This window comes from Microvirga brassicacearum, assembly GCF_008757455.1.
In the GTDB taxonomy this organism is placed as follows: Bacteria; Pseudomonadota; Alphaproteobacteria; order Rhizobiales; family Beijerinckiaceae; genus Microvirga; species Microvirga brassicacearum.
The window spans coordinates 1-25297 of the sequence record NZ_VCMV01000024.1; the positions used below are offsets into that span (position 1 = coordinate 1).

22 protein-coding genes and 1 pseudogene are annotated in these 25297 nt (G+C 64.1%); 16 read left to right on the forward strand and 7 right to left on the reverse strand.

Annotated elements, in window-relative coordinates; genetic code table 11:
- Both FEZ63_RS25365 and recO read left to right on the forward strand, forming a co-directional pair.
- A pseudogene (locus FEZ63_RS25365) lies at positions 1-198 on the forward strand (hypothetical protein); the annotation flags it as partial.
- A 594-nt stretch (positions 199-792) separates the two neighbouring features.
- On the forward strand, positions 793-1536 hold the full coding sequence (recO, locus tag FEZ63_RS14930; RefSeq protein WP_150945842.1) for a DNA repair protein RecO: 744 nt from the start codon (positions 793-795) through the stop codon (positions 1534-1536).
- A 6-nt stretch (positions 1537-1542) separates the two neighbouring features.
- Here recO and FEZ63_RS14935 read toward each other — a convergent pair whose 3' ends face one another.
- Positions 1543-5073, reverse strand: a complete 3531-nt coding sequence (locus FEZ63_RS14935; protein ID WP_150945845.1) for a hypothetical protein — start codon at positions 5071-5073, stop codon at positions 1543-1545.
- A 257-nt stretch (positions 5074-5330) separates the two neighbouring features.
- Between FEZ63_RS14935 and parC the strand changes: the two genes are divergently transcribed.
- Positions 5331-7574, forward strand: a complete 2244-nt coding sequence (gene parC, locus FEZ63_RS14940; RefSeq protein ID WP_150945847.1) for a DNA topoisomerase IV subunit A — start codon at positions 5331-5333, stop codon at positions 7572-7574.
- A gap of 164 nt (positions 7575-7738) precedes the next feature.
- Here the strand turns inward: parC and FEZ63_RS14945 are convergent, their stop codons facing one another.
- The 5 genes from FEZ63_RS14945 to hemB form a co-directional block, all read right to left on the reverse strand.
- A complete protein-coding gene (locus tag FEZ63_RS14945; RefSeq protein WP_150945850.1) occupies positions 7739-8485 on the reverse strand; it encodes an arginyltransferase in 747 nt (248 codons plus the stop codon).
- 183 nt (positions 8486-8668) lie between these two features.
- On the reverse strand, positions 8669-9142 hold the full coding sequence (locus tag FEZ63_RS14950) for an RDD family protein (protein ID WP_162419754.1): 474 nt from the start codon (positions 9140-9142) through the stop codon (positions 8669-8671).
- Between the two features lie 17 nt (positions 9143-9159).
- Positions 9160-10437, reverse strand: a complete 1278-nt coding sequence (locus tag FEZ63_RS14955) for a threonine ammonia-lyase (RefSeq protein ID WP_150945854.1) — start codon at positions 10435-10437, stop codon at positions 9160-9162.
- Positions 10438-11793, reverse strand: coding sequence for a branched-chain amino acid ABC transporter permease (locus tag FEZ63_RS14960; RefSeq protein ID WP_150945856.1), 1356 nt, complete (start codon positions 11791-11793; stop codon positions 10438-10440).
- A 17-nt stretch (positions 11794-11810) separates the two neighbouring features.
- Positions 11811-12854: a porphobilinogen synthase gene (hemB, locus tag FEZ63_RS14965; protein WP_150945858.1), complete on the reverse strand. Its 1044-nt coding sequence runs from the start codon at positions 12852-12854 to the stop codon at positions 11811-11813.
- 186 nt (positions 12855-13040) lie between these two features.
- Between hemB and FEZ63_RS14970 the strand changes: the two genes are divergently transcribed.
- The 3 genes from FEZ63_RS14970 to FEZ63_RS14980 all read left to right on the forward strand — a co-directional run bounded on the left by FEZ63_RS14970 (position 13041) and on the right by FEZ63_RS14980 (position 15015).
- Positions 13041-14084 carry an enoyl-CoA hydratase/isomerase family protein gene (locus FEZ63_RS14970; protein WP_150945860.1) on the forward strand — a complete coding sequence of 348 codons (1044 nt, stop codon included), beginning with the start codon at positions 13041-13043 and terminating at the stop codon, positions 14082-14084.
- Positions 14081-14539 carry a DUF6163 family protein gene (locus FEZ63_RS14975; protein WP_244622815.1) on the forward strand — a complete coding sequence of 153 codons (459 nt, stop codon included), beginning with the start codon at positions 14081-14083 and terminating at the stop codon, positions 14537-14539. The genes FEZ63_RS14970 and FEZ63_RS14975 overlap by 4 nt, the downstream gene beginning before the upstream one ends.
- 197 nt (positions 14540-14736) lie before the next feature.
- Positions 14737-15015 carry a hypothetical protein gene (locus FEZ63_RS14980; RefSeq protein WP_150945862.1) on the forward strand — a complete coding sequence of 93 codons (279 nt, stop codon included), beginning with the start codon at positions 14737-14739 and terminating at the stop codon, positions 15013-15015.
- Positions 15016-15089: 74 nt separating this feature from the next.
- Here FEZ63_RS14980 and FEZ63_RS14985 read toward each other — a convergent pair whose 3' ends face one another.
- Positions 15090-15860 carry a class I SAM-dependent methyltransferase gene (locus FEZ63_RS14985; protein WP_150945864.1) on the reverse strand — a complete coding sequence of 257 codons (771 nt, stop codon included), beginning with the start codon at positions 15858-15860 and terminating at the stop codon, positions 15090-15092.
- Between the two features lie 476 nt (positions 15861-16336).
- Between FEZ63_RS14985 and FEZ63_RS14990 the strand changes: the two genes are divergently transcribed.
- The 10 genes from FEZ63_RS14990 (at position 16337) to FEZ63_RS15035 (ending at position 25270) form a co-directional block, all read left to right on the forward strand.
- On the forward strand, positions 16337-17587 hold the full coding sequence (locus FEZ63_RS14990; RefSeq protein ID WP_150945867.1) for a L,D-transpeptidase family protein: 1251 nt from the start codon (positions 16337-16339) through the stop codon (positions 17585-17587).
- A gap of 194 nt (positions 17588-17781) precedes the next feature.
- Complete coding sequence (locus tag FEZ63_RS14995; protein WP_275552353.1) at positions 17782-18084, forward strand: ADYC domain-containing protein; 303 nt, start codon at positions 17782-17784, stop codon at positions 18082-18084.
- Positions 18085-18343: 259 nt separating this feature from the next.
- Positions 18344-19645 carry a serine hydroxymethyltransferase gene (gene glyA, locus FEZ63_RS15000; protein ID WP_150945871.1) on the forward strand — a complete coding sequence of 434 codons (1302 nt, stop codon included), beginning with the start codon at positions 18344-18346 and terminating at the stop codon, positions 19643-19645.
- A 15-nt stretch (positions 19646-19660) separates the two neighbouring features.
- Positions 19661-20167, forward strand: a complete 507-nt coding sequence (gene nrdR / locus FEZ63_RS15005; protein WP_150945873.1) for a transcriptional regulator NrdR — start codon at positions 19661-19663, stop codon at positions 20165-20167.
- Positions 20164-21294: a bifunctional diaminohydroxyphosphoribosylaminopyrimidine deaminase/5-amino-6-(5-phosphoribosylamino)uracil reductase RibD gene (ribD, locus tag FEZ63_RS15010; protein WP_150945875.1), complete on the forward strand. Its 1131-nt coding sequence runs from the start codon at positions 20164-20166 to the stop codon at positions 21292-21294. Before nrdR ends, ribD begins: the two co-directional genes overlap by 4 nt.
- Entirely contained in the window at positions 21295-21927 is a 633-nt protein-coding gene (locus tag FEZ63_RS15015; RefSeq protein ID WP_150945877.1) for a riboflavin synthase, read from the forward strand.
- A gap of 143 nt (positions 21928-22070) precedes the next feature.
- Positions 22071-22559 (forward strand): 6,7-dimethyl-8-ribityllumazine synthase, encoded by a 489-nt coding sequence (gene ribH / locus FEZ63_RS15020; protein ID WP_150945879.1) that lies wholly within the window; start codon positions 22071-22073, stop codon positions 22557-22559.
- A 2-nt stretch (positions 22560-22561) separates the two neighbouring features.
- Positions 22562-23044 carry a transcription antitermination factor NusB gene (nusB, locus tag FEZ63_RS15025; RefSeq protein WP_150945882.1) on the forward strand — a complete coding sequence of 161 codons (483 nt, stop codon included), beginning with the start codon at positions 22562-22564 and terminating at the stop codon, positions 23042-23044.
- Between the two features lie 41 nt (positions 23045-23085).
- Positions 23086-24066 carry a thiamine-phosphate kinase gene (gene thiL, locus FEZ63_RS15030; protein WP_150945884.1) on the forward strand — a complete coding sequence of 327 codons (981 nt, stop codon included), beginning with the start codon at positions 23086-23088 and terminating at the stop codon, positions 24064-24066.
- The gene (locus FEZ63_RS15035) at positions 24041-25270 is read left to right on the forward strand and encodes an MFS transporter (RefSeq protein WP_244622817.1); all 1230 of its coding nucleotides are present in this window, start codon (positions 24041-24043) and stop codon (positions 25268-25270) included. Before thiL ends, FEZ63_RS15035 begins: the two co-directional genes overlap by 26 nt.
- Positions 25271-25297 lie beyond the last annotated feature (27 nt).

The following is a 25297-nucleotide window of genomic DNA, read 5'->3' on the forward strand; positions in this document are numbered from 1 at the left end:
GACGTGCGCTCGGGCGCCCGGGCCGCTCCAGCTGCTCGGGCTGTGGCGGACGCGCGGCCGGCCGCTCAGGTTCCGGCGGACGTGCGCTGGGCCGTTCGGGCTGTAGCTGCTGCGTCGCAGGGCGTTCCGGTTGCGGTGGACGACGCTCCGGCCGCTCGGCACCTGGCGCAACACGCGGTGCCGCCGGTGCGGTGGTAGGCGCCTGTGCGGGGGCGGCCGGCCTTTCGCGCTGCGGCTGCCGATCACGGGATCTCGGAGGAGCCTCCGGCGCTTCCGGCGCTCTCGGGGCTATGGGAGCGGTCGCGGGGCCGCGCTCTGGGGCCCCTCTCGGCACCGCATCGCGCCCGGGTCGCTGGCCTTCCGGCGGCCGCTGGCGTTCCTGACCCTCGGCCGCAGGGCGACGCTCGGGGCCCTGGCGGCCTAGACCGTCGCGGCGACGGCGCTGGCCATCGGCCCCGGGCTCGTCGTCAGCCCCGGGCGGGACAATGCCGGGAGGCGCCTGAGCCAGCGTAATCGACGGCGTGGGCACCTGCGGGGATTGTTGCGCCGTCACGTACGGTGCGAAAAGAATTAACGGAAGCGCGGTGGATGCGAAAAGCAGATATGATGTTTTCATCTGTCCAATGTGACGTGGTGAATATGAACACCGACAATCCGGACTGCGTGGTTTGGTTCCGGCGACCAAGGCCGTGTTTTGCCGAAACGTGAGACGATCGCCACAACATCCTGATAACACGGGAACACCCGCGGTGGTTCGGCGGCGCGCCGAGCAATTTGGAATTTTGAAAAGCGATGCAATGGAGCGATGAGGGCGTCGTGCTCGGCGTCCGCAAGTACGGCGAATCGAGCGTCATCCTAGAATTGATGACGCGTGAGCACGGCCGTCACCTCGGGCTCGTTCAGGGCGGGCGCTCCCGCGCGCGCCAGCCGGTGCTGCAGCCGGGCAACCTCGTTCAGGCCACGTGGCGCGCCCGCCTCGACGAGCATCTCGGCACCTACCAGATTGAAGGCTTGAAGCTTCGCGCCTCCGAATTCATGGCCTCGCCCCTCGCGCTCTATGGGCTTGCCACCCTGTCGCATCTGCTGCGCTATCTGCCCGAGCGCGATCCGCATGCCGCGCTTTACGAGACGCTGACCACTCTCGTGGACAATCTCACCGATCCGGATCTCGCGCCGCCGCTCTTTGTGCTGTTCGAACTGTCGATCCTCGCCGAATTCGGCTTCGGCCTCGACCTTTCGTCCTGCGCCGCCACCGGCACGCAGGAGAATCTCGCCTATGTGTCGCCGAAAAGCGGACGCGCCGTGAGCGCGCTTGCGGGTGAACCCTACAAGGATCGGCTGTTTCGGCTGCCGTCGTTCCTCATCGGCCAGAGCCGCGCCAACCGGCCGCGGGCGGACGAGATCCGCGACGCGTTTGCGCTCACGGATTTCTTTCTCCACCAGCATGTATTCGAACCGCGCGGGCAATCGGCCCCGGCCGAGCGCGCGCGTTTCATTGCGTTGGCGACGCCCGACGACGATGGAGCGCGTCGCTGACGGGGATCAGATCACGTAGAAATCCGCGTCGGTCATCTTGAGGTTTTTCTTGAGAACGGCGATCTCGACCGCCTTCCTGCCGCCCGTGCCGTCGCCGTCATAAGAGAGCACGCCGTTCTTTTTGTTGTAGATGATGCGGTCATCGGCATCGTGGGCGCTCGTCCCCGACCAGAACATTTTTTTCGACATTTTCGTCGGTTTCGAAGCGGAGCCTTTGCCGACCTTGAAATAGGTATTCTCAAGCCAGATCGTGTCGTCCCTGACCGAGAAATCCGTGATCTTGTCGAGGTTTGATGTCTTGTTGGCTCTCGTGTCGAACACAAAAATATCCCGGCCGTTGCCGCCAGTCAGGATGTCTTTTCCGGACGAACCGTAGAGCCGGTCATTGCCGAAATCGCCCAGCAGGGCATCGTTGCCGCTCAGGCCCCTGAGCGTATCAGTGCCGTCGCCGCCGGCGATGCGGTTCGCCGCCGCATTGCCGTTCAGCGTGTTCGCGGAGGCATTGCCGGTGAGGCTGAGTGGGGCTGCACCTGCCGCCATCACGATCTCGATCTCCGCGTCGGATGCGAGCGCGAAGCTCACGCTGGTCGTGACCGTATCGAAGCCGCCGCCGACCGTCTCGCGCACGACGTCCCGCAGGTCGTTGACCACGTAGCTGTCGTTCCCGCCATTACCGATCAGGATGTTGGCGCCCGCATCGCCCACGAGCGAGTCATTGCCCGCGCCGCCGCTGATCGTGTCCGGAAGGGCCGTGTTCCGCGTCATCTGGCCGGATGTGAGATTGATCTCGTAGGGTACAGTCCAGGTCAGGGCGCCATCGTGGACCGAGACCGTCGCCGCCTTGAGGCCGGTGGAATCATAGACGTGGCTGAAGCTCGCCCGACCTGCCACCGGCTGGACCGCGCTGATGCTCCCATCGCCCCAGGCGACGGTGACGGCCGACGACGCGGCGTCGACCGCAAGGGAAAGCTTGAGGAACCGCTGCTCCGCGACCGCTTGCGCGTTCTGCATCAGCTCGGCGTCAGCCAGAAAAATATCGCCGCCCCGGTTTGTGTCGCCCGCGACGAGATTGGACGCTGACGTGTCGATGACGAGATACCGGCCGTCGGAACTGAAGGCATTGAGGTTCGCCTCACCGGTCGCCTGCTCGAGGCCTTCCGCCGGGATGTTCGTTTCCGAGAGCCGGATGATTTCCCCGGTCACCAGATCCTTGCGGAAAATATCGGTCCCGCCATTGGTGTCGCCTGCAACGAAGTTGGAGGCAAAGCTCTCGAAGATCACATAGCGTCCGTCGTTGCTGAATTTGGCGTTCGAACTGGCCCAGTTTCCTTGCGTGTGAGCGGCATCGGCCGCGGTCGAGACACGGATAATCTCTCCAGTGTCGAGATCTTTGACGAAAATATCGGGGACATTGTTGGTGTCTCCCGTCACCAGATTGGACGCCTTGCTTTCGAAGACCACGTAACGGCCGTCGGCGCTGATCCTGGCATTGTGGCTGTCGGCATTGCCTTGGGTATGCGCGGCGTCGCCGGCGGTGGATACGCGCACGATGTCGCCGGTCAGGACGTTCTTCCGAAAGATATCGGTCGTTGCGTTGGTGTCGTTCAAGACGAGCGTGCTCGAACTGCTTTCGAATACCACGTAGGTGCCGAAGGCACTCACATGCGGCTTGATACTGGCCAGGTTGCCTTGCGTCGCGTCGCTGGCTTGCGAGACGAGTCTCACCTGACCGGTCGTCAGGTCGCGCCAGAAAACGTCCGCGACCCCATTCGCGTCGCCCGCGACGATGTCGGTGGCGCGGCTGGAAAACACCGCGTATTTCCCGTCGAAGGTCATCTCGCCGCCGGAGCTGTCGCCATTGCCCGGTGCGGTTCCGTTGGCGGCGGCCGAGACGAGAACGAGATCCCCCGTCGACAGGTCCTTGCGGAAGATATCGCTGAATCCAAGGGCGTCGCCCGCCACGAGATTGGTAGCGGCGCTCTGAAACAGCACGTATTGGCCGTTGGCGCTGATTTTTGCCGACGTGCTCATCCTGTCAGCCTGGGTATGCGCCGCGTTACCGGCGGTGGATACGAGGATGACTTCTCCGGTGACGAGGTCCTTGCGGAAAATGTCCTTGGTGTTGTTTACGTCGGGTGAAGCCAGATTGAATGAGAAGCTTTCAAAAACGGCGTAACGTCCATCCGCATTGATGTCGGCGTTGAGGCTTTGTCCGCCGCCCGGCTGCAAGCCCCGCGACACCAGCGTGATCTCGCCGGTCGTCAGATCGTTCAGGAAAATGTCTTCGCCGGCAGCCGTTCCGCTGACGAGATTGGAGGCAGCGCTGTGGAATATGGCAAACCGGCCATCGGCGCTGAGACTTCCGGCAAAACTTTCTCTGTTCGCCTCCACGTGCCCCTGGGCGGGCGCGGTGCTGGTGAGGCGCATGAGATCACCGGTCAGCAAATCCTTGTGGAACACGTCGGTGACGCCGTTGGTGTCGCCTTCGACCAGATCGGTGGCCGCGCTGGAAAATGTCACATAGCGTCCGTCCGCGCTGATCTGCGCGAAGTCGCTGGCACCAGTGCCTTGCGTGTGCGCGGCGTCCCCGGCCGTGGAGACGAGGACGATCTCACCCGTTGCGAGATCCTTGCGGAACACGTCCGCGACGCCATTGGTATCGCCGGCGACCAGATTGCTGTCCCGGCTCGTGAACACGACGTAGCGACCATCGAGGCTGATCTGCGCGTTCGAGCTGGATTGATTGAGTTGTGTGTGGGTTCCATCCGCGGCAGCAGAGACGAGAACGATTTCGCCCGTCTGTACGTCCTTGCGGAAGATGTCGGTTGTAGCGTTGACGTCGCCCGCCACGAGATTGTCGGCGGCGCTTTCGAAAACGACGAAGCGGCCATCCGCGCTCATTCGCGCGACCGCGCTCGACCCGTTGGCCTGCGTATGAGCTTGGTCTGCGGAGACGAGAACGATCTCACCCGTCGCAAGGTTCTTGCGGAAGATGTCGGCGAAGCCCGTCACGTCTCCCGGGACGAGATTGGTGGCCGCGCTGGAGAACAGCACGTAGTTCCCATCCGCGCTGATCTGCGGGTCGTTGCTCGCCTTGTTGGCGGCCGCAGGCGCGGCGTCGCCGGTTGCGGAAACCAGCTCGATCGTTCCGGTCATCATGTCCTTGCGGAAGACATGCTGGGTGCCGTCGCTTACACCTGCGACAAGATTTGTCGCCGCGCTCGTGAAAACGACATAGCGACCGTCCTGGCTGACGGCCGCGGTAAAACTCTGGGCATTCGCCGGCGCATGCGCCGTATCGCCGGACACCAGCGTGACTTCACCGGAGATCAGATCCTTGCGGAAAATTTGGCGTAAGCCGCCGCTCCCGAGGTTGGGGGCTGTGCTGGTGAAAACTACAAATCGACCATCGAGGCTAAGGCAGGCATCATTGGATTGGCCGTCAGCCTCACCTCCCGCCGTCGTGAGTGATATGCGCTTGATCACATCGGCGCTGGTAGGGCGGGTGACCGATTCGAGAGTGAGCGTGAGCGACATGAACCGAAACCTCTCCGGAAAAGATGTCAAAGTACGAGCAACGTTATTGCGTTTTACCTAACGCAATGTTGCTGGCAGGACAACTCCTTGAGAGCGCGACATGGACGCCCTGGAGTGGATTCGGGCGAATTGTCCTGTTAGGGGTCCGATGGTTGCCGGGACGGGGCGTAGAGGCCGGCGTACCGGCGGGCATGTTTCTGATATGTTCCACCCGCCGCCTGATTCGGCGCTCGCAGTGAAATGAGAAGGTTTGGCACATGGGTAAGGTGGTCAGCCCGCCTTCAGGCGGAGAGATCGAGAGCGTCAATCTCAAGGATGCGCTCGAGGAGCGTTATCTCGCCTATGCGCTGTCGACGATCATGCACCGGGCGTTGCCGGATGCGCGGGACGGGCTGAAGCCGGTCCATCGCCGCATCCTGCATGCCATGCGGCTGCTGCGGCTCGATCCGAAATCGGCGCCGAAGAAATGCGCCCGCGTGGTCGGCGACGTGATGGGCCAGTATCACCCGCACGGCGACCAATCGATCTATGACGCGCTGGTGCGCATGGCGCAGGATTTCGCCCAGCGCTATCCGCTGGTCGAGGGGCAGGGCAATTTCGGCAATATCGACGGCGATAACGCGGCGGCCATGCGCTACACCGAGGCGCGGCTGACCGAGGTCGCGCGGCTGCTGCTTGAAGGCATCGACGAGGACGCGGTCGATTTCCGCGAGACCTACGACCAGACCAACGAGGAGCCGGTGGTCCTGCCGGCGGCCTTCCCGAACCTGCTCGCCAATGGCTCGCAGGGCATCGCGGTCGGCATGGCGACGTCGATCCCGCCGCACAACGCCTATGAGCTTTGCGACGCGGCATTGCATCTGATCAAGGAGCCCGGCGCGACCTCGGACGATCTTGCCCAATTCGTGCCCGGACCGGACCTGCCGACCGGCGGCATCATCGTCGAGACGCCGTCCTCCATTGCCGAGACCTACCGCACCGGGCGCGGCTCGTTTCGGGTGCGGGCGCGCTGGGAAAAGGAGGATACGGGGCGGGGGACGTGGAACATCGTCATCACCGAAATCCCCTATTCGGTGCCGAAATCGCGGCTGATCGAGAAGATCGCAGAACTGCTGCAGGACAAGAAGCTGCCGCTTCTTGCCGATGTGCGGGATGAATCCGCGGAGGATATCCGCGTGGTTCTGGAGCCGCGCTCGCGCACCGTCGACCCAATCATCCTGATGGAATCCCTGTTCCGGCTCACCGAGCTGGAGAGCCGGATCCCGATGAACGTGAACGTGCTCGCGGGCGGCAAGGTGCCGAAGGTGCTGAGCCTCGCCGAATGCCTGCGCGAATGGCTCGACCATCGCCGCGAAGTGCTGGTGCGCCGCTCGACATTTCGGTTGGCCGCCATCGACAAGCGGCTGGAGATTTTGGGCGGCTTGCTGATCGTCTACCTCGATCTCGACCGGGTGATCAAAATCATCCGCGAGGAGGACGAGCCGAAGGCCGAGCTGATGCGCTTCTTCAAGCTCACCGACATGCAGGCCAATGCCATCCTCGACACGCGCCTGCGGTCCTTGCGCAAGCTCGAGGAAATGGAGCTCAAAAGCGAGCAGAAGAGCCTGCAGGATGAGAAGGCGTCGGTCGAGGATCTGCTCGGTTCCGACAAGCTGCAATGGAAGACGGTCGCGTGGGAAATCAAGGAGGTCCGCAAGGCCTTCGGTCCCGACACCGCCATCGGCAAACGCCGCACCACCTTTGCGGAGATGCCCGACACCTCGGACATCGATTTTGCCGAGGCCATGGTGGAGCGCGAACCGGTCACCGTCATCGTGTCCGAAAAAGGCTGGATCCGCGCCCTCAAAGGTCATCTGGCGGATCTCTCGACCGTGCAGTTCAAGGGCGACGACAGCCTGAAGACCTCCTTCTTCACCGAAACCACCGCCAAGATCGTGGTGGTGGCGAATAACGGCCGATTCTACACCGTGGAGGCGTCGAAGCTCCCCGGCGGGCGCGGCTTCGGCGACCCGATCCGGCTCATGGTCGATCTGGAGGAAGGCGCCGATTTCATCGCGGTCTTCCCCTACAAGGCCGGCGCCAAACTGCTGGTGGCCGGCACCGATGGCCGTGGCTTCATCGTCCCGACCGACGACGTGACGGCCAATACCCGCAAGGGCAAGCAGATCCTCAATGTCGATCCTGGCGCGAAGGCCGTCATCTGCGCCGAGGCCGAGGGCGACCATGTGGCGGTGGTGGGCCAGAACCGCAAGCTCATCGTCTTCCCGCTGATCCAGGTGCCGGAAATGACCCGCGGCAAGGGCGTGCGGCTGCAGCGCTACAAGGAGGGCGGCATCTCCGACGCCAAGGTCTTCCGGCTCGCCGAGGGCCTGACCTGGAAGGACACGGCCGGCCGCACCTGGACGGTCGGTAAGGACGACCTGCGCGACTGGATCGGCAACCGGGCGGAAGCTGGACGCCTGCCGCCGAAGGGCTTCCCGAAGAGCAACAGGTTTGAGTGAGGCGCGTGCGGCAAGGGGATCGCCAGGTGAATATCGGCTTCCATGCTGCTCGTCATGGCCGGGGTTTGACCCGGCCACCCACGTCTTTTGCGACGGCCCAACCAAGGCGTGGGTACCCGGGACAAGCCCGGGCATGACGGCGGAGGGCGAACCGTCGATGAGCGCTAATCCACCCGCGCCCAGCCTGATGCCAGCAGGCGTTCCTGCGGGGTGAAGCGCGCCTTGTAGGCCATCTTCTTCGAGCCATCGACCCAATAGCCGAGATAGAGGTAGGGCAGGCCCATCGCCTTCGCGCGGCGGATATGGTCGAGGATGATGAAGGTGCCGAGGCTGCGATCCTGCAGGGCCGGATCGTAGAACGAATAGACCATCGAGAGGCCGTCGCTCATCTCGTCGGTCAGGCACACGGCGATGAGGTCGCCTTCGCCCCGGCCGGTGATGCCGCTGTCGATGCCGCGACGGCGATATTCGATGAGCCGCGTGTCCACGTGGCTGTCCTCGATCATCATGGCGTAGTCGAGCACGCTCATATCCGCCATGCCGCCATCGGAATGGCGGGTGTCGAGATAGCGGCGGAAAAGCGAATATTGCTCGGAGGAGGGCCGGTTCGGCAGAATTTCGCCGATGAGGTCGCGGTTGGCCTTGATGATGCGCCGCATGTTGGCCGAGGGCCTGAATTCATCGACCAGAACCCGCACGGACACGCAGGCATTGCACAGATCGCAGGCGGGTCGATAGGCGATGGTCTGCGACCGCCGGAAGCCGCCTTGCGTGAGGATCTCGTTCAACTCTCGACCGCGGCGCCCGATGATATGCGTGAACACCTTTCGCTCCTCCTTGCCCGGCAGATAGGGGCAGGGGGACGGCGAGGTGAGATAGAATTGCGGTGCGTCGCGCGGCTGACTCGTCACGCTTTTGCCTTCGTGGAGAGAACCCTTGAGCGCAAGCTCAACGCCCAAGGATACCATTGGTGCCGGGCAGGTCCAGCAAAAGCTGGCCCGGAGCATGATGCCGAAAAGTGTGAAACGGTTTTCGGGCCGACATCATGCTCCAGATGATCGTGATCGTGCGGCACGAAGCCGAAGGAGGGAATACTATTCCGCGCGGATGACCATCAAGCCGGTGAGCAGATCGTGGCCGAAACGTCCATCGTCGCGGAAGATGCCGAGGAGGATGTCGCATGCCCACAGGATGAAGGTGGAAACGGCGACGTAAAACAGCAGCGCGTGAACAGCCGCCGCCAGCCCGGTCGCGCGTCCGCCGGCGGTCACGTCGACGACTTTCAAGCCGACAAACCGCATCCCGACGGTCGCCTGCGCCGATCCACCGATGGTCACTGCGTTGTAGATGATGGCGGTGAGCGGAACGAGGGCGAACAGCAACCAGCCGAGGCCGAAGGTCAGCAGGCCGAGCATGAAGATGCCGATGCACGCGATGCCGGACCAGATCATGATGACGATCAGATCGACGAGATACGCCCAGAACCGGCGGCTGACGACGCCGCGCGTCAGACGCGCATCGACCTGATAGTTTCCATTTACAGTTTGCACGATAGGCCCGTTGGCCATGGTTTTCTCCATCACTCTCAATAGGCGGTTTCCGACAAGCAGCGCGAGTCGATCCGTTGGGGGGCCAATCCGTCGGCCGCAAGGGCCCGGAACACCTCCAATGTATGTTCTCTGTCGCGAGTTTCGATAGTGATGTCGATGGAAACGCCCTTGGCCGGCACGTCGAGGAACAATCGCCCGTGGGAAACCTCGAGAATATTCGCTCCCAGCCCACCAAGGCGGCTCGCGACGCGGCCCAACAGGCCCGGCCGGTCGTTCGTGGTGATGCGGAAGGAGGCGATGCGGTCGTCACGCTCGAGCTCGCGCACCATGACGGAGGCGAGAATGCGGGCGTCGATATTGCCGCCGCAGAGCACCAGCCCGACCCGCTTGCCCTTGAAATGCTCCGGCTGCGCCAGCATCGCGGCAAGCCCGGCCGCACCGGCACCTTCCGCCATCGTCCGCTGAAAGGTCGCATAGGCGTTCACGGCCCGTTCGATCAGCGGTTCCTCGACCAGGATGATCTCCGACACGAGGTCCCGGACGATCGGCAGCGGCAACTGCCCGACGGCTTTGACCGCGATGCCCTCCGCAAGGGTGGCGCCGCCGATGGGGCGGTCCTCGTGCGCGATGGCGTTCTGGAACGAGGGGTAGAGCGCGGCCTCGACGCCGACGATCTCGATGCCGGGCCGGATCGCTTTTGCCGCGACCGCGATCCCTGAAATCAGGCCGCCGCCGCCGATCGGAACCACGATCTGGTCGAGGTCCGGCTGGTCCTCCAGCATTTCAATGGCGATGGTGCCCTGGCCGGCCATGACTTTCGGGTCATCATAGGGATGGACGAAGACAAGCTGCTCGTCGGCGGCGATCTGGCGGGCGCGGTCGGCCGATTCGTAGAGGGTTTCCCCAAACAGGATGACCCGCGCCCCATAGGACCGGGTATTCTCGGCCTTCACCAGCGGCACGTTTTCGGGCATGACGATGGTCGAAGGGATGCCGAGCCGCCGCGCATGGTAGGCGACGGCCTGCGCATGGTTTCCCGCCGACATGGCGATGACGCCGCGCTTGCGCTCCTCGGCCGTCAGGCTCTCGAGTTTCGAGACCGCGCCGCGCTCCTTGAAGGAACCGGTCGGCTGCATGTTCTCATGCTTGACGAAGACGCTGGCCCCGGTGAGCTGGGAAAGGCGCGGGGAAGGCACGAGGGGCGTGCGCAGCACCTGTCCCTTGATGATCTCCGCGGCGCGTCTGACGTCGTCGATGGTGATGGCATAATCTGCCAAGGCGGCCTCCGCTTTTATCGATCCGTCCAAAATCATCTAGACGGCCCGTGGTGTTGGACCCCGCAACCCGAGCAATCCGCCCGGACGAAGGATCAGAAACACGACCAGTGTCGCATAAAGCGCCATGTCGCGCGCCTCGATAGGGAGATAGGCCGACCATGCCGTCTCGAACAAGCCGACGGCGAATCCGCCCAGCAGCGCTCCCGGCACCGAGCCGATCCCGCCGATGATCGCCGCGATCAGCGCCTTCAGCCCGAACTGGAACCCGCCCGCAAAGCCGAGGCCGCCGTACTGGGCGACGATGAGCATGCCCGAGAGCCCCGCCATGGCGCCCGCCAGCGCGAGGGTCTGGATCAGCAGCTTGCGGCCATCGACCCCGAAGAGCGCGGCGGCGCGTGCGTCATCCGCAAAGGCGCGCCAGGCCCGGCCAAATCCGCTCGCCTTCATCAGCCAGATCAGAAACGCCGCCGCCACGAGGCCGATGGTGGAGGTCGCGAGCGATATGAGCGTCAGGTTCACGAGGAAGCTGCCGGATCTGGCGATGTGCCATTGCGCGGACCAGACGGGCGGCAGCCAGACGGTTACCGGACTCTGCACCAGGCGCAGATACTCCATCAGAAGGAGCGACAATCCCACCGTTGCGATGAGGCTTGGCTGGTTGCTCGGTGTTCTGATTTTGCCGATGACGAAATAGCCGCCGACCGCGTTGTAGACGGCGCCGGCGAACATCGCGGCCACGAGCCCGGCTGCCAGTCCCGGCAGCGGCGCGCTTGACCCAAGCGCAATCAGGACCGATGCGGCCGCGATCGTCGCCGCCGAGCCGACAGCCGCGATCTCCCCGAAGGCGAGGTTGATGCGGCCGGTCAGCCCGAAGACCAGCGAATAGGCCACCGCCAGCAGCCCGTAGATGGCGGTTCGCGGCAGCCCGGCAAAAAATTGCTGCAGGAAATAGGCGAGGTCGGCGGGAATCTCGATGGAATCCACCACCGGTGGGCCACCCGGATCGCCCGCGGCGCCCTCGGGACTCTCGAGATAGTAGCGCTTCAGGAGGTAAAGGCTGGCGCCCGAAAGCGGGCCTTGCTCGGTGCCGATCTCGACCAGTTCGGCCTTGTTCGGCGACAGGCCCTCGGCGGCGAAGCGGCAGATCGCGAAGCGCTCCACGATCGGACGGTTGCGGTAGCTTGCCTCGTAGTCGACCCGCAGACTGCGCGGCGCCGGGCCAGCGACGATCCGCAGAACAACGATACGCGCCTCTGGATTGAGGGCCGGGAGGACGGATCGGCAGATACGGGCCTGCTGCGCGTCGAGCGAGGAAGCGCACCCGGCCAGCAGCATCATGACAAACAGGAATGCCGTTGGGCGCCAGAGATTTCCTGATGTGGGCGGGGCCACGGAAATTCTGGACGGTCTTAGCCGAGGGCCTTCAGCTTTTCGGCCACACGGGGGGCGAAATAGGTCAGGATGCCGTCCGCGCCAGCGCGCTTGAAAGCAAGCAGGCTTTCCATCATCACCTTGTCGCCGTCGATCCAGCCATTGGCGGCGGCGGCTTCGATCATCGCGTATTCGCCGGAGACCTGATAGGCGAAGGTCGGGACCGCGAAGGTCTCCTTCACCCGCTGGACGATGTCGAGATAGGGCAGGCCGGGTTTGACCATCACCATGTCGGCGCCCTCATCGAGATCGAGCGCCACTTCGCGCAAGGCCTCATCGGAATTGCCCGGGTCCATCTGATAGGTGCGCTTGTCTCCGACCAGCGTCGCGTTGGTGCCGACCGCATCGCGGAACGGGCCATAGAACGCCGACGCGTACTTGGCCGCATACGCCATGATCTGGACGTCCTGGAAGCCGGCCGCATCCAACGCCACCCGGATGGCGCCGACGCGCCCGTCCATCATGTCGGAGGGTGCGATGATATCGGCGCCCGCCTCGGCCTGGAGCAAAGCCTGGCCGACGAGAACGCTGACGGATTCGTCGTTGAGGATGCGCTCGCCGTCCATCACGCCGTCATGGCCATGGCTGGTATAGGGATCGAGCGCCACGTCGGTGATGATGCCGATCTGAGGCACAGCGCGCTTGATCTCGCGCACGGCGCGGCAAACCAGATTGCGGCTGTTCAGCGCCTCGCTCCCGCGCTCATCGCGCAAGGACGGGTCGGTGTTGGGAAAGAGCGCGATCGCGGGAATGCGCAGGGCTGCGGCGCGCTCGGCCTCGCGAACGGCCTCACCAACGGTCAGGCGCTCGACGCCCGGCATGGAACTCACGGCCTGCCGGCCGCTGGCGCCCTCGGCAAGGAAGATGGGCCAGATCAGGTCGTCCACCGTCAGGATGTTTTCGCGCACCAGTCGTCGCGACCAATCGGCCTTGCGGTTGCGGCGCGGACGCTGCGTCAACGACAGGGCCGAGGAGGTTGCTTCCTGAACGGCCGGGCGGGGAAACGGCGACAGTTTCGACATGAGCCTTCAAATCCGACGCCAGCTTGATCGACCGGCCTGCCACATCGCTTAGCACATTTAAATTGCTCTAAAAAAGGCCCCGGGGTCGCAGGCGCGGGTTTTATTCCAAGGGAGCCTCTCGGAGGTTCATTGACCTGCGCTCCCCGCCCGTCTTAAGCCGATAGGGAGATGCGAAGGGGGAGCCAGATGGACGCCGAATTCGAGATCCTCTGCGAGACGCGCGGACAGGCGGGCGTCATCACGCTGAACCGTCCGCGCGCGCTCAATGCGTTGACGCTGGGGATGGTGCGCGAGATGCGGCGGGCCCTCGATGCGTGGCGGACAGATCCGGCGGTAACGCGGATTGTCGTCCGGGGCGCGGGCGAGAAGGCCTTCTGCGCCGGGGGCGACATCCGCCGCCTAACGGAACTCGGCCTCGCAGGGCAGCCGCAGGAGGCTCTCGCCTTCTGGCGCGAGGAATACCAGCTCAACGCCCTCATCAAGAATTATCCGAAACCATACATCTCGCTCATCGACGGCATCGTCATGGGTGGCGGCGTCGGGATCTCCCTCCACGGCCGCTACCGGGTCGCGGGCGAGCGTTACCTCTTTGCGATGCCCGAGGTCGGGATCGGGTTCTTTCCGGATGTGGGCGCGACCTTCGCGCTGCCCCGATTGCCGGGGTGCACGGGCCTCTACATCGCACTCACGGGCGAGCGCATCAAACGCGCAGATGCGATGGCGCTGGGGCTTGCGACCCACGCGGTGAACGGTGCCGATTTCGACTTTCTGCTCGATCAGCTGGCCGCCGGGGATTCGGTCGAACAGACGCTCGCCGCGCGCGCCGTCGATCCGGGCGCTGCGCCGCTCTCGCGGGAGCGGGCGCTGATCGACAGGTGCTTCTCAGCTGCAAGCGTGAGTGCGATCCTCGATTGCCTGGAGCGCGACGGATCCGAACCGGCATGCCGGATGCATGAGGCGATCCGCACCAAGTCGCCCACGAGCCTCAACCTCGCTTTCGAGCAGATGCGCCGCGGCGGCGACCTGACCTTCGCCGACGCCATGAGAACCGAGTTCCGCATCGTGTCGCGGGTCTTCGAGGGCCGGGACTTCTTCGAGGGCGTCCGCGCCGTCCTCATCGACAAGGACGGTAAGCCGCAATGGCAGCCGGCCACATTGTCCGCCATCGACAACGCGGAGATTGCCGGCTACTTCGCCGATCTCGGCCCCGCCGAACTGGAGATCGAATGATGACGCGAGCCGGCAATCATCGCGCGACGCAGGAAGCGGCCATGCGCGCGCCCTCCGACCGCGCGGAAGATAATCCGGCCGTCGCCGCGAAGCGCTGGACCTTCGTGATGACGTGGTTCATGCGCATCCTGTCGATCCTCTGGATCATGAAGGGCTTGAGCGCCTGGGCCATCATTCTCGGAATCTGGACCCCGATCGGCCATTTCGAGAGCCGATCGATGGGCTATCAATCCACCATCATCTACTTCGCGCTGATCGACCTGATTGCCGCCGTCGGCCTGTGGATGGCCTCGACCTGGGGCGGCATCATGTGGCTCCTCGCCGTGCTGAGCCACCTGATCCTCGCGGCGTTCTTCCCGGGGATCGTGTCGGGCGGCATCATGACGATGGCGTTCTTCCTGACGCTGGTTGCGGTGTATCTCGCGGTCTCGTGGTTGGCAGCGCGGGGAGGGTGAGACACGCTCACGCATCTGCATTCGAACCGGATCGAGTGGGTGAAAACCCTTCTAGGCATCGGGCGTCCAACGACAATGCGATGGGCTTCCCGGGGAGACGATCCGGAGGCCCGTTGCAGCACGATGCCATATTTTTTACACATTATTATAACGTAACTCGTCGTTCGGGCGGAATTGCTCCGCTGTCGGAGATTGACATGACCAAACCCTTTTTGCTCGCAGCCGCCGCCGTGTTGGCCATTTCCGCCAGCGCTCCCGCCTCGGCGCAGTATTTCCCCTTGGGAAACGTGCTCAACAGCCTCGGCAATGCCGCCGCGCCGCCGCCGGAAGCGCGACCCGCTCAAGGGAGGGCGCCCGCTACAGTGCCGCAAAAACGGGGACGCCCGACCCACATCATTCCCCCTCAGAGCACGCGCAACGCCGGCGCACGCTCCTACCCGCGCGAGAATTCCGCACCTTCAGAAGATAACGACTAGGTCCGCCTAGCCCCGCTCGGATGTGTTGAACCTGGTCGTCAGCGGGAGCCAGTACGTTAGCCCGCCCACCTGTCTCAGACGCCATCCGTCCGCTCGAGTACCAGGACTGCGCCCGCTGCTCGCCGGACGGCTGGGCGAATGAGGCCGTCAAGAAAGGACGATTCGAACAAGAAGGAGCCATGCTTCAGCAGCCGATGGCGCCTGATGCGGTAGCGAGCCCACGCCGGCTCGTCTTCTGCGATCAGCCGGAAATTTTTGCTGAAGGCGGAGACGTATTCGCTCACCGGGCGATGGAAGACGTGCTCCTGGAGGTCGCATACTGCATTGCTCACCCACTCATCGGCATCAACGTTTGGGGCGGTGCCGAAGCCGAGCCGTCGAAACGCTTTCATCAACCGACGCTGCCGGTCCGATCCGGCGGGAGCCCGATGCACCCACGGCATCTTCAGATGGTCCTCCCACAGGACTTCCGACGTTGGCATCAATGCCAACAGGATCCCGCCCGGCCGGGTCACACGGGCGATCTCGTGGCAGACATTCCCAAGATCGGCCACATGCTCGAAGACCTGGTTGGAGACGACCACATCGAAGAAGCCGCTGTCGAACGGCATGGGTTCGTTCGGCGTGATGGCCACAGCCCGGCTGCCGATCCGCGCGGTCGCGATCGCCAGGTTTTCGGAGCTGGCACCGACCCCCAGGAAGGTGTCGACGCCATAGGCATCGTATCCGCGATCACCGGCGAGAGCGGCGACGTCGGCCGTGCCGCAGCCGAAATCGAGCAGCCGACCCGGAGGGGGCGCATAACGCGTGGCAAGGTCGACCACGAGTGGGTAGTTCAGCGACATGTTTTTCTTCGTCCATAGCCTCGTCGCCAAGGTTGGGCTTCAAGGTGGGCCGTGTTGTGGTTCGGTGATCAGCCTTACCCGCCAAAATGCGCGCTTGCCACCTTATAATGTTAAGCGGGTTCCACGACTTACCCGCGCTGCCCCGGGGGCCCATCCTGAAGGCCGCGCAGTGGCGTCAAAGGATCATCCGTTGCTCTTGGAGACGCTGAAGAGGTCCGGCCTCAGGGCAGAGCTTCGCACCTCACCGACTCTAAGGCAGGAGGGGGCGGGATTCACTGTTGCATTGTTGCGACAGGTGGCATCTTGTGCGCCCGAGCGGGCCGCCACTGCCTTAAATTGGCCCCGTTCTTCGCCGTTTTCGATACCGTTCCTTAATCGTCTCCCGGCACTGTCCATTCCAAACAGAACGGGTCAGACTTGCGTTACTGTGTTCGCTCCGTCGCTCCCTCCACCTTCTCATGAAAGAGCCTGCGCTCATGTTGTCTCGCCGTACGCTCCTGACAGGATCGCTCGCCCTCGTCGCAACCCCGACCGCCGTCTGGGCCCAGAACCAGGCCGAATGGTCGCAGAATTACGAGGCGGTCTCGCGGACCCGCGTCAAGCGCACGACGACGCCGATGCTGTCGGCCGAGACGCTTGCCGCCACCGAGCAGATGATCGAGCAATATCGCGGCATCTCCGCCCGTGGCGGCTGGCAGGCCCTGCGCGGTGCGGACGGGTTGCGGGTCGGCGTCAAGAGCCCGGCGGTCGTAGCCCTGCGCCAGCGTCTCATCACCACCGGCGATCTCGATCCTTCGGCGGGCGATTCGCCGATCTATGATTCGTACGTGGAGGCCGGCGTGCGCCGCTTTCAGGCGCGCCACGGTCTGAGCTCCACCGGCACTATGACCAGTTCGACTGTGACGGCGATGAATGTGCCGGTCGACGTGCGCATCCGCCAGCTCGAGATCAATATGGGCCGCCTGCGCAGCCATGCGGGCAATCTCGGCAACCGCTATGTGGTGGTGAACATTCCAGCGGCCCTCGTGGAAACGGTCGAGGCCGGAATGGTTCATACGCGCCACGCCGCCGGCGTCGGCAAGAGCGACCGGCAATCGCCGCTGCTCAGCTCCAAGGTCGTCGAGATCAACTTCAATCCCTACTGGACGGTGCCTGCATCGATCATCCGCAAGGACCTGATCCCCAAGATGCAGAAGGAGCCGAACTATCTCACCGACAACAAGATCCGTATCTTCAACGGCGCCACCGAATTGAGCCCGAGCCAGGTCAACTGGTTCTCCGATGAGGCGACCCGCTACCGCTTCCGGCAGGATCCGGGCGGCGAGTTGAACTCCATGGGCTTCGTGCGCATCAACATCCCGAACCAGCACGGCGTTTATATGCACGACACGCCGTCCAAGGGCATCTTCGGCGATGATTTCCGCTTCGTGTCCTCCGGCTGCGTTCGCGTCCAGAACGTGCGCGACTACATCGAATGGCTCCTGAAAGAGACCCCCGGCTGGAGCCGCGAGCAGATCGATACCGTGTTCAAGGCCGGATCGCGCACCGACGCGCGCCTTGCCGTGCCGGTCAACATCTACTGGACCTATGTGACGGCCTGGGCGACGCCCGATGGCCTCGTGCAGTTCCGCGATGATATCTACAACAAGGACGGCCTCGGCAACGCAATCCCGGTGGCAAGCCGCGTGCCGACGGCGCCGGACGAAGAGATGTTCTTGCAGAACTGAGCTTCGCGCTCTGATGGCTCTCGGAACGGCCCGCTCACAAGGCGGACCATTTTCTTTGGCACGACCAAAAGATTCCAGCTTTTCGAAGTAGCCATTATCTTAAGTTGTGCAAAGTAACCATTGATTGCAAACGTGCGGTTCCGCACTTCAGATAAGCAAAACTAAGGTTTATATGTTTACTGAAGGGCAAGTGCATTCTCTTGGAATATCGGCCGTGGGAAGCGGTGAGAGAAACCTCTCTTCGCGAAATCCATGCAGCCTGCGTCCGCATGATACGCGCCGATTATGGCGGTGACGACCAATCGCACACCCGGGACGGGACGCAGATAGCGTTTCGCGACAAGCTGGGCATCCGTGATTTTCCTGCCGGAAACGAAATGCCCTTCGAGGCCGCCTGGAGCCCCGACGGTGCTGTCTGCGTCGCCCGCGCGCGTATTTCAGAACTTCTCACCCTCGGCGAACTGGCGAGCCCTATCCGAATCTTGCCGACGCCATAGGAACCAAGGTCTGCGACGAGGGAGTCATGGCGGCCGATACGCGAGCGTTGCTGCTGAATCGCTCCAGGTAAGCATCGGTCGCCGACTGGGGATGCGATCCTCAGCGCTCCGACCCAAACCCAGCCATCCCACACGCCGCTTGGCGCGCCTCGTCCGGCCATGTTAAAGCCCTGCCCATCATATCGGGTCGGCTCGTCCAGAGGGGCGGTCGACGGGGATCTCTCCCAGGCGGGAGACCCGCATCAGGCGAGGGTTACCCATGAGTGCGAGCGAAGCCACCAGCCACATGTCCAACAGCTTTTTCTCGGCGAGCCTTGCCGACAGCGATCCGGAAATCGCCCGCGCCATCGAGCTGGAGCTCGGCCGCCAGCGCGACGAGATCGAGCTGATTGCGTCCGAGAACATCGTCTCGAAGGCGGTGCTGGAGGCGCAGGGCTCGGTGATGACGAACAAATACGCGGAGGGCTATCCGCGCCGGCGCTATTACGGCGGCTGCCAGTTCGTCGACATCGCCGAGGAGCTCGCCATCGAGCGCGCCTGCCGCCTGTTCGACTGCCGTTACGCCAACGTGCAGCCGAATTCCGGCAGCCAGGCCAACCAGGCGGTGTTCATGGCGCTGATGAAGCCCGGCGATACCTTCATGGGTCTCGATCTCGCCTGCGGCGGCCATCTCACCCACGGCTCGCCCGTCAACATGTCGGGCAAGTGGTTCAATGTGGTGAGCTACAAGGTGCGCGAGGACGACCAGACGATCGACATGGACGAAGTCGCCCGCCTAGCCCGCGAGCACAAGCCGAAGGTGATCGTGGCCGGCGGCTCGGCATATTCGCGGTTCTGGGATTTCGCCCGCTTCCGCGAGATCGCCGATGATATCGGCGCGTTCTTCATGGTCGATATCGCGCATTTCGCCGGTCTTGTGGCCGGTGGCGCGCATCCGTCGCCGTTCCCGCATGCGCATGTGGTGACCACGACCACGCACAAGACTCTGCGCGGCCCTCGCGGCGGTATGATCATGACCAATGACGAGGACATCGCCAAGAAGGTCAATTCGGCGATCTTCCCGGGCCTGCAGGGCGGACCGCTGATGCATGTCATCGCCGCCAAGGCGGTGGCTTTCAACGAGGCTTTGCGGCCCGACTTCAAGGTCTATGCCCGCGCCGTGGTCGAAAACGCCAAGGCCTTGGCCGACACTATGCTGTCGAACGGCTACGCGATCGTCGCCGGCGGCACCGACAACCACCTGATGCTGGTGGATCTGCGCCCGAAGAAGCTGACCGGCAAGGCGGCGGAAGCCGCGCTCGGGCGCGCCCACATCACCTGCAACAAGAACGGCGTGCCGTTCGACCCCGAGAAGCCGATGGTGACCTCGGGCATCCGCCTCGGAACGCCTGCCGCCACATCGCGCGGCTTCGGCGTCGCGGAGTTCAAGACGGTGGGCGATCTCATCGTCGAGACGCTCGACGGACTTGCCAAGAACGGCGCGGAAGACAATGGTGCTGTTGAAGAATCCGTCAAGAAGAGGGCGCACGAATTGACCCGTCGCTTTCCCATTTACGCCTGAGGTCGATAGCCGCTCATGCGTTGTCCCTATTGCGGGAGCCTCGACACCCAGGTGAAGGATTCCCGGCCGACGGATGATTCCTCCGCCATCCGCCGCCGCCGCATCTGTCCCGATTGCGGCGGCCGGTTCACCACCTTCGAGCGCGTGCAGCTTCGTGAATTGTTCGTGCTCAAGCGGTCCGGTCGACGGGTACCCTTCGATCGCGACAAGCTCGAGCAGTCGGTTGCCGTTGCGTTGAGGAAGCGCACGGTCGATCCCGAGCGTGTGGAGCGGATGATCAACGGCATTGTGCGCCAGCTCGAAAGCATGGGCGATGGAGAAGTCCGCAGCGACACGGTGGGCGAACTCGTCATGGAGGGCCTGAAAGGTCTCGACGACGTGGCCTATGTGCGGTTCGCCTCGGTCTACAAGAACTTCCGGGAAGCCAAGGATTTCGAGGAGATTCTGGTGCGCCTCGCCAGCGAGGATCCAGACGATGACGAGTCCGACGACGGGCCGCGCAATGCCCGCTCCCCCGAATGAACCCTGATCGGACAACGGCGGCGCGGGATGAGCGCTTCATGCGTCTCGCCCTGACCCTCGGGGCCCGTCATCTCGGCCTCACCTGGCCGAACCCGTCGGTTGGTGCCGTGATGGTGGAGGAGCGCGGTGATAGCCCGCTGATCCTCGCGCAAGGGTTTACCCAGGCCGGAGGCAGGCCCCATGCGGAGCGGATGGCGCTCGATTCGGCGGGCGAACGGGCGCGCGGTGCGACCCTCTATGTGACCCTGGAGCCCTGTTCGGCGCGCAGCCGCACCAATGACGGCGCGTCCTGCACCGATCGGATCATTGCGGCGGGCGTCAAACGGCTCGTCATCGGGGCCGAGGATCCGAGCCCTTTCGCGCACGGGAAGGGCTTCGCGCGTCTTGAGGCAGCCGGCGTTACCATCAGTTCGGGCATGCTCGAGGCCGAGGCGCGGCGGCTTCATCGCGGCCACATCATGCGCGTGAAGGCAGGGCGGCCGGAGGTGACGGTCAAGCTCGCGCGGACCACGGAAGGCTTTGCGGGCCGGCGGCACGGGGCACGCCTGATGATTACCGGCGAGATCGCCAACGCGCGTGTTCATCTGATGCGGGCGCATGCGGACGCCGTCGTGGTCGGTGTGGGCACGGTTCTCGCCGACGATCCGTCGTTGACCGTGCGATTGCCCGGTCTTGAGGATCGTTCGCCCGTTCGCGTGGTGATCGACAGCCAGCTTCGGACCCCGCCAAACGCCCGGATCATTGCGACCGCCCGCCAAATCCCCACCTGGCTGATTGCGACGGTTGCGGCGCCTGTCGAGAGGGAGCGGGCGCTGGTTGGCGCCGGCGTGGAGGTTTTGCGCGTCGATGCCGATGAGGCGGGCCGCGTCATCCTGCCGGACGCCCTGCAATTGCTCGGCGCACGCGGCCTCACCCGGGTCTTCTGCGAAGGCGGGCCGGCCTTGGCTGAAAGTCTGGCATGCGCGGATCTCGTGGACGAACTCGTTCTCGTCACCGGCCGCTCCGCGAGAGGCGAAGGCGATATTCCGGCGCTTGGCCCCACGCTTCAGGAAAGAATGGACGAAATGCGTCCGATGGGCGAAGAGCAGCTTGCTTCGGACCTCTTCATGTTTTGGGAGAAAGCCTAGATGTTCACAGGCATCGTGACCGATGTCGGCCGCGTCAGCGCGGTGTCGGATGGAGAATCCCTCCGCCGCATGCGGATCGAGTCGATCTTCGATCCGGCAACGATCGCGCTGGGCGCCTCGATCGCCTGTGGCGGGCCGTGCCTGACCGTCGTGGCGGTCGAACCGCACGGAAATGGCTGCTGGTTCGAGGTCGATGCGGCGGCTGAAACTCTCGATCGCACCACGGTTCGCGACTGGCAGGTCGGGACGCGCATCAACCTGGAGCGTTCGCTCAAGATCGGCGATGAACTCGGCGGCCATATCGTCACGGGCCACGTCGACGGCGTTGCGACGATCATCGCCCGCGAGGCAATCACGGCCGGCGATGATCCGTGGGGCGCAACGGCGCGATTCGACATCAAGGTGCCGCCGCAACTGGCGAAGTTCATTGCCGAAAAGGGCTCGGTCTGCCTCGACGGAACGTCGCTGACGGTCAACACCGTCGATGACGATGTCTTTTCCGTCCTGATCATTCCCCACACCCTCGCGGTAACGACCTGGGGCGAACGACAGGCCGGCGACAAACTGAATCTCGAGGTCGATATGATGGCGCGCTATGCCGCGCGGCTTGCGGATGCACGCGGCGCGGGGTAGGGAGGCGGAATAATCCTTATCACCGCACGGCCTCTCCTGAGGAGGACCTCTGGTCCATCCCGAACGAAGGGCGTCTTCAAAGTGCATGGGCGATCCTGCGGCTCTCCCCAGGATGCCGCCCTGGCAACAAACCGGTAGTCTTGATGGTCGCCACCCACGCCAAAGTCGCAGCGCGCCCGCCCGTCCCGGGGGCGCGCATCCTGATCGTCGAGGCGCGTTTCTACGATGACATCGCCGATGAATTGTTGCGCGGAGCGCGGGCGGCTGCCGATGCCGCCCAGGCAAAAGTCGATGTGCTGACGGTGGACGGCGCCCTCGAAATTCCATCCACCATCGCCATCGTGCTCGAAGCCGCCGAACGGCTTGGCAAACCCTATGACGCGGTCGTGGCTCTCGGTTGCGTCATTCGCGGCGAGACAGGGCATTACGACATCGTCGCGGGCGAAAGTTCGCGCGCGCTCATGGATCTTTCGGTGGCAAAGCGCATTCCGCTCGCCAACGGCATCCTGACGGTCGAGAATGACGAGCAGGCTTGGGCCCGTGCGCGGGTCAGCGATATGAACAAGGGAGGCGGGGCCGTTGAGGCGGCTCTTGCGGTCCTCCGCATCCAACGAAACGTCCGGGAGCTCTGATCATGGCGAAACCGGCAGAACGTTCCGCGGCACGCCTAGCCGCCGTGCAGGCGCTCTATCAGATGGATGTGTCGGGAACCGGCGTCACCGACGCCCTTGCCGAATTCGAGGCGCATTGGCTCGGCCGCGAAGTCGAAGGCATCAAGTTCCAACCATCCGACACCGCCTTCTTCCGCAACATCCTCGAAGGCGTGGTGAAGGATCAGCGCGCGATCGACGTGAAGATCGACGCGGCCCTTGCCGAGGGCTGGCCGCTGGCGCGGATCGAAGCGGTGTTGCGGGCGATCCTGCGCGCGGGCGGCTTCGAGCTGATGTTCCGCAAGGATGTGCCGGCCCGCGTGGTCATTTCCGAATATGTGGACGTCACGCATGGCTTCTACGATCAGGATGAGCCCGGCCTTGTGAACGCGGTTCTCGACACGCTCGCCCGGGACGTCCGTGCCGGAGAGCTCGAGAAGAAGTCGGCCGGGCAGGCGAAGCGGTGAGACCGTTTCGGTTTCTTTTCATCGTCATCTAGGATCCGCGGATGACGCGTCCGTCCGAGGATGACCTGATCGCACGTTACTTCGCGCCGCTCGCCGGCGAAGCCGGTCTCGGCCTGCGGGACGACGCCGCGTGTCTGTCTCCAAAACCCGCTCATGATGTGGTGGTGACCACCGACGCGCTGGTGGAATCGGTTCACTTCCTGCCCGGAGACCGGCCGGCGTCGATTGCGCGCAAGGCCCTCGGCGTGAATGTCTCGGACCTTGCCGCCAAGGGCGCCGATCCGACCGGATTTGTCCTGAGCCTCGCGCTGCCTGACGATTGGACCGAGGATTGGCTCGCCGATTTCGTGCGCGGACTTGCTGAGGCAGCCGCCGATTTTTCCTGCCCGCTCCTCGGCGGCGACACGGTGAAGACGCACGGTCCGCTGACGCTTTCGGTGACCGCCCTCGGCGAGGTGCCGGCGGGGCGCATGGTGCGCCGCACCACGGCCCGCATCGGCGATGCGATCTGCGTCACGGGGACGATCGGCGACTCGGCCCTCGGGCTGGCGCTGCGGCTTTCTCCCGATTGGGCCGATGATTTGACGCCAGTCGAGCGCCGCCACCTTGCGGATCGTTACCTGCACCCGCAGCCGCGCCATCGTCTGGCTGAGGCGTTGCGAAGCCATGCGACGGCCGCGATGGACGTCTCGGATGGGCTCGCGGGCGATCTCGCCAAACTGATGCGCGCGAGCGGCGCCTCTGCCGTCGTGGAACTGGCGCAGCTTCCGCTCTCTGCCGCGGCGCGAAAGGCCGTGGACCTGCGGCCGGCCTTGCTCGACACGGTCGTGACAGGCGGCGACGACTACGAGATTCTTTGCACGGTTTCGCCAAGCCGTCTCGACAGCTTGCGAAAAGAGGCCGATAGCATCGGCATTCCCATCGCCGTCATCGGACAGGTCGTCTCAGGCGACGATCTGCCGGCCTTCAGGCTGGGTGAATCCGAGAGACGCTTCCATGACGGTTCATACGCGCATTTCTGACGGATCGACGCAAATGCATGCCGGCGACACGCTCGCCAAGCGCAATGCACTGGTGCTGGCCGTCGCGCAGGCGCTCGGAGGCGCGAACCCGGCCATTGTGGTCTCCCTCGGCGGGATGGTCGGCCAGATGCTGGCCGAGAACAAGCAATTCGCCACCGTACCGGTCAGCCTGAGCCATCTGGGGCTGGCGCTCGGCACGATACCGGCCGCCATGCTCATGAAGCGGGCAGGGCGGCGGACCGGGTATGTGATGGGCGGGAGCATTGGTGTCCTGGCCGGGTGCATGGCGGCGTTCGGCATCGCCTCCACGAGCTTTCTCATCTTCTGCCTCGGGACCTTCATCGCTGGCTTTTACTCGTCCTTCGTCCAGAGCTACCGCTTTGCCGCAACCGATACCGCTTCGGACGGTTTTCGCCCGCGCGCCATCGCCTGGGTGATGAGCGGCGGGATCGCCGCGGGCATTGTCGGACCCCAGACCGTCATCTGGACACAGGACCTGATCGACAACGTGCCGTTTGCCGGCGCCTTTCTGGGGCAGGCGGCGCTGGCGCTGGTGGCGATCGTCGTGGTGGCTTTCCTGCGCGCCCCTCCGGTCGTGGCGAAATCGACGGTTGGCGGAGGGAGGCCTCTGCGCGAGATCGTCTCGCAACCACGCTTCATCGTTGCGGTGGTGGCGGGCCTCGTTTCCTACGCTCTCATGAGCTTCATGATGACCGCCGCGCCGCTTGCGATGATCGGCTGCGGGCTGCCGGTCGGCGCCGCCGCTCTCGGCATCCAGTGGCATATCCTGGCGATGTTCGTCCCGAGCTTCTTCACCGGCCGGCTGATCGTCCGGTTCGGAAAGGAGCGCGTGACGGCGACTGGCCTGATCCTGATCGCGCTGGCGGCCGTCGTGGGGTTGTCCGGCCTCACAGTCTGGCATTTCTGGACCGTCCTGGTGCTGCTGGGCCTTGGCTGGAATCTCGGCTTCATCGGCGCAACCGCCCTCGTCACCGATTGCTACAGGCCGGAGGAGCGCGCGAAAGTGCAGGCTGCCAATGATTTTCTGGTCTTCGGCGCGACCGCAACGGCGTCCTTCGGTTCCGGCACTCTCCTCAATGCGAGCGGCTGGGATCTGGTGAACTGGCTGGTCTTCCCGCCCATCATGATCGCCCTGGCGCTGCTGTTCTGGCAGAATCGCGGGAAAATCGTCGTCCCAGCGTAAAGTCTTCCTGTGATTCATGCGGAAGTC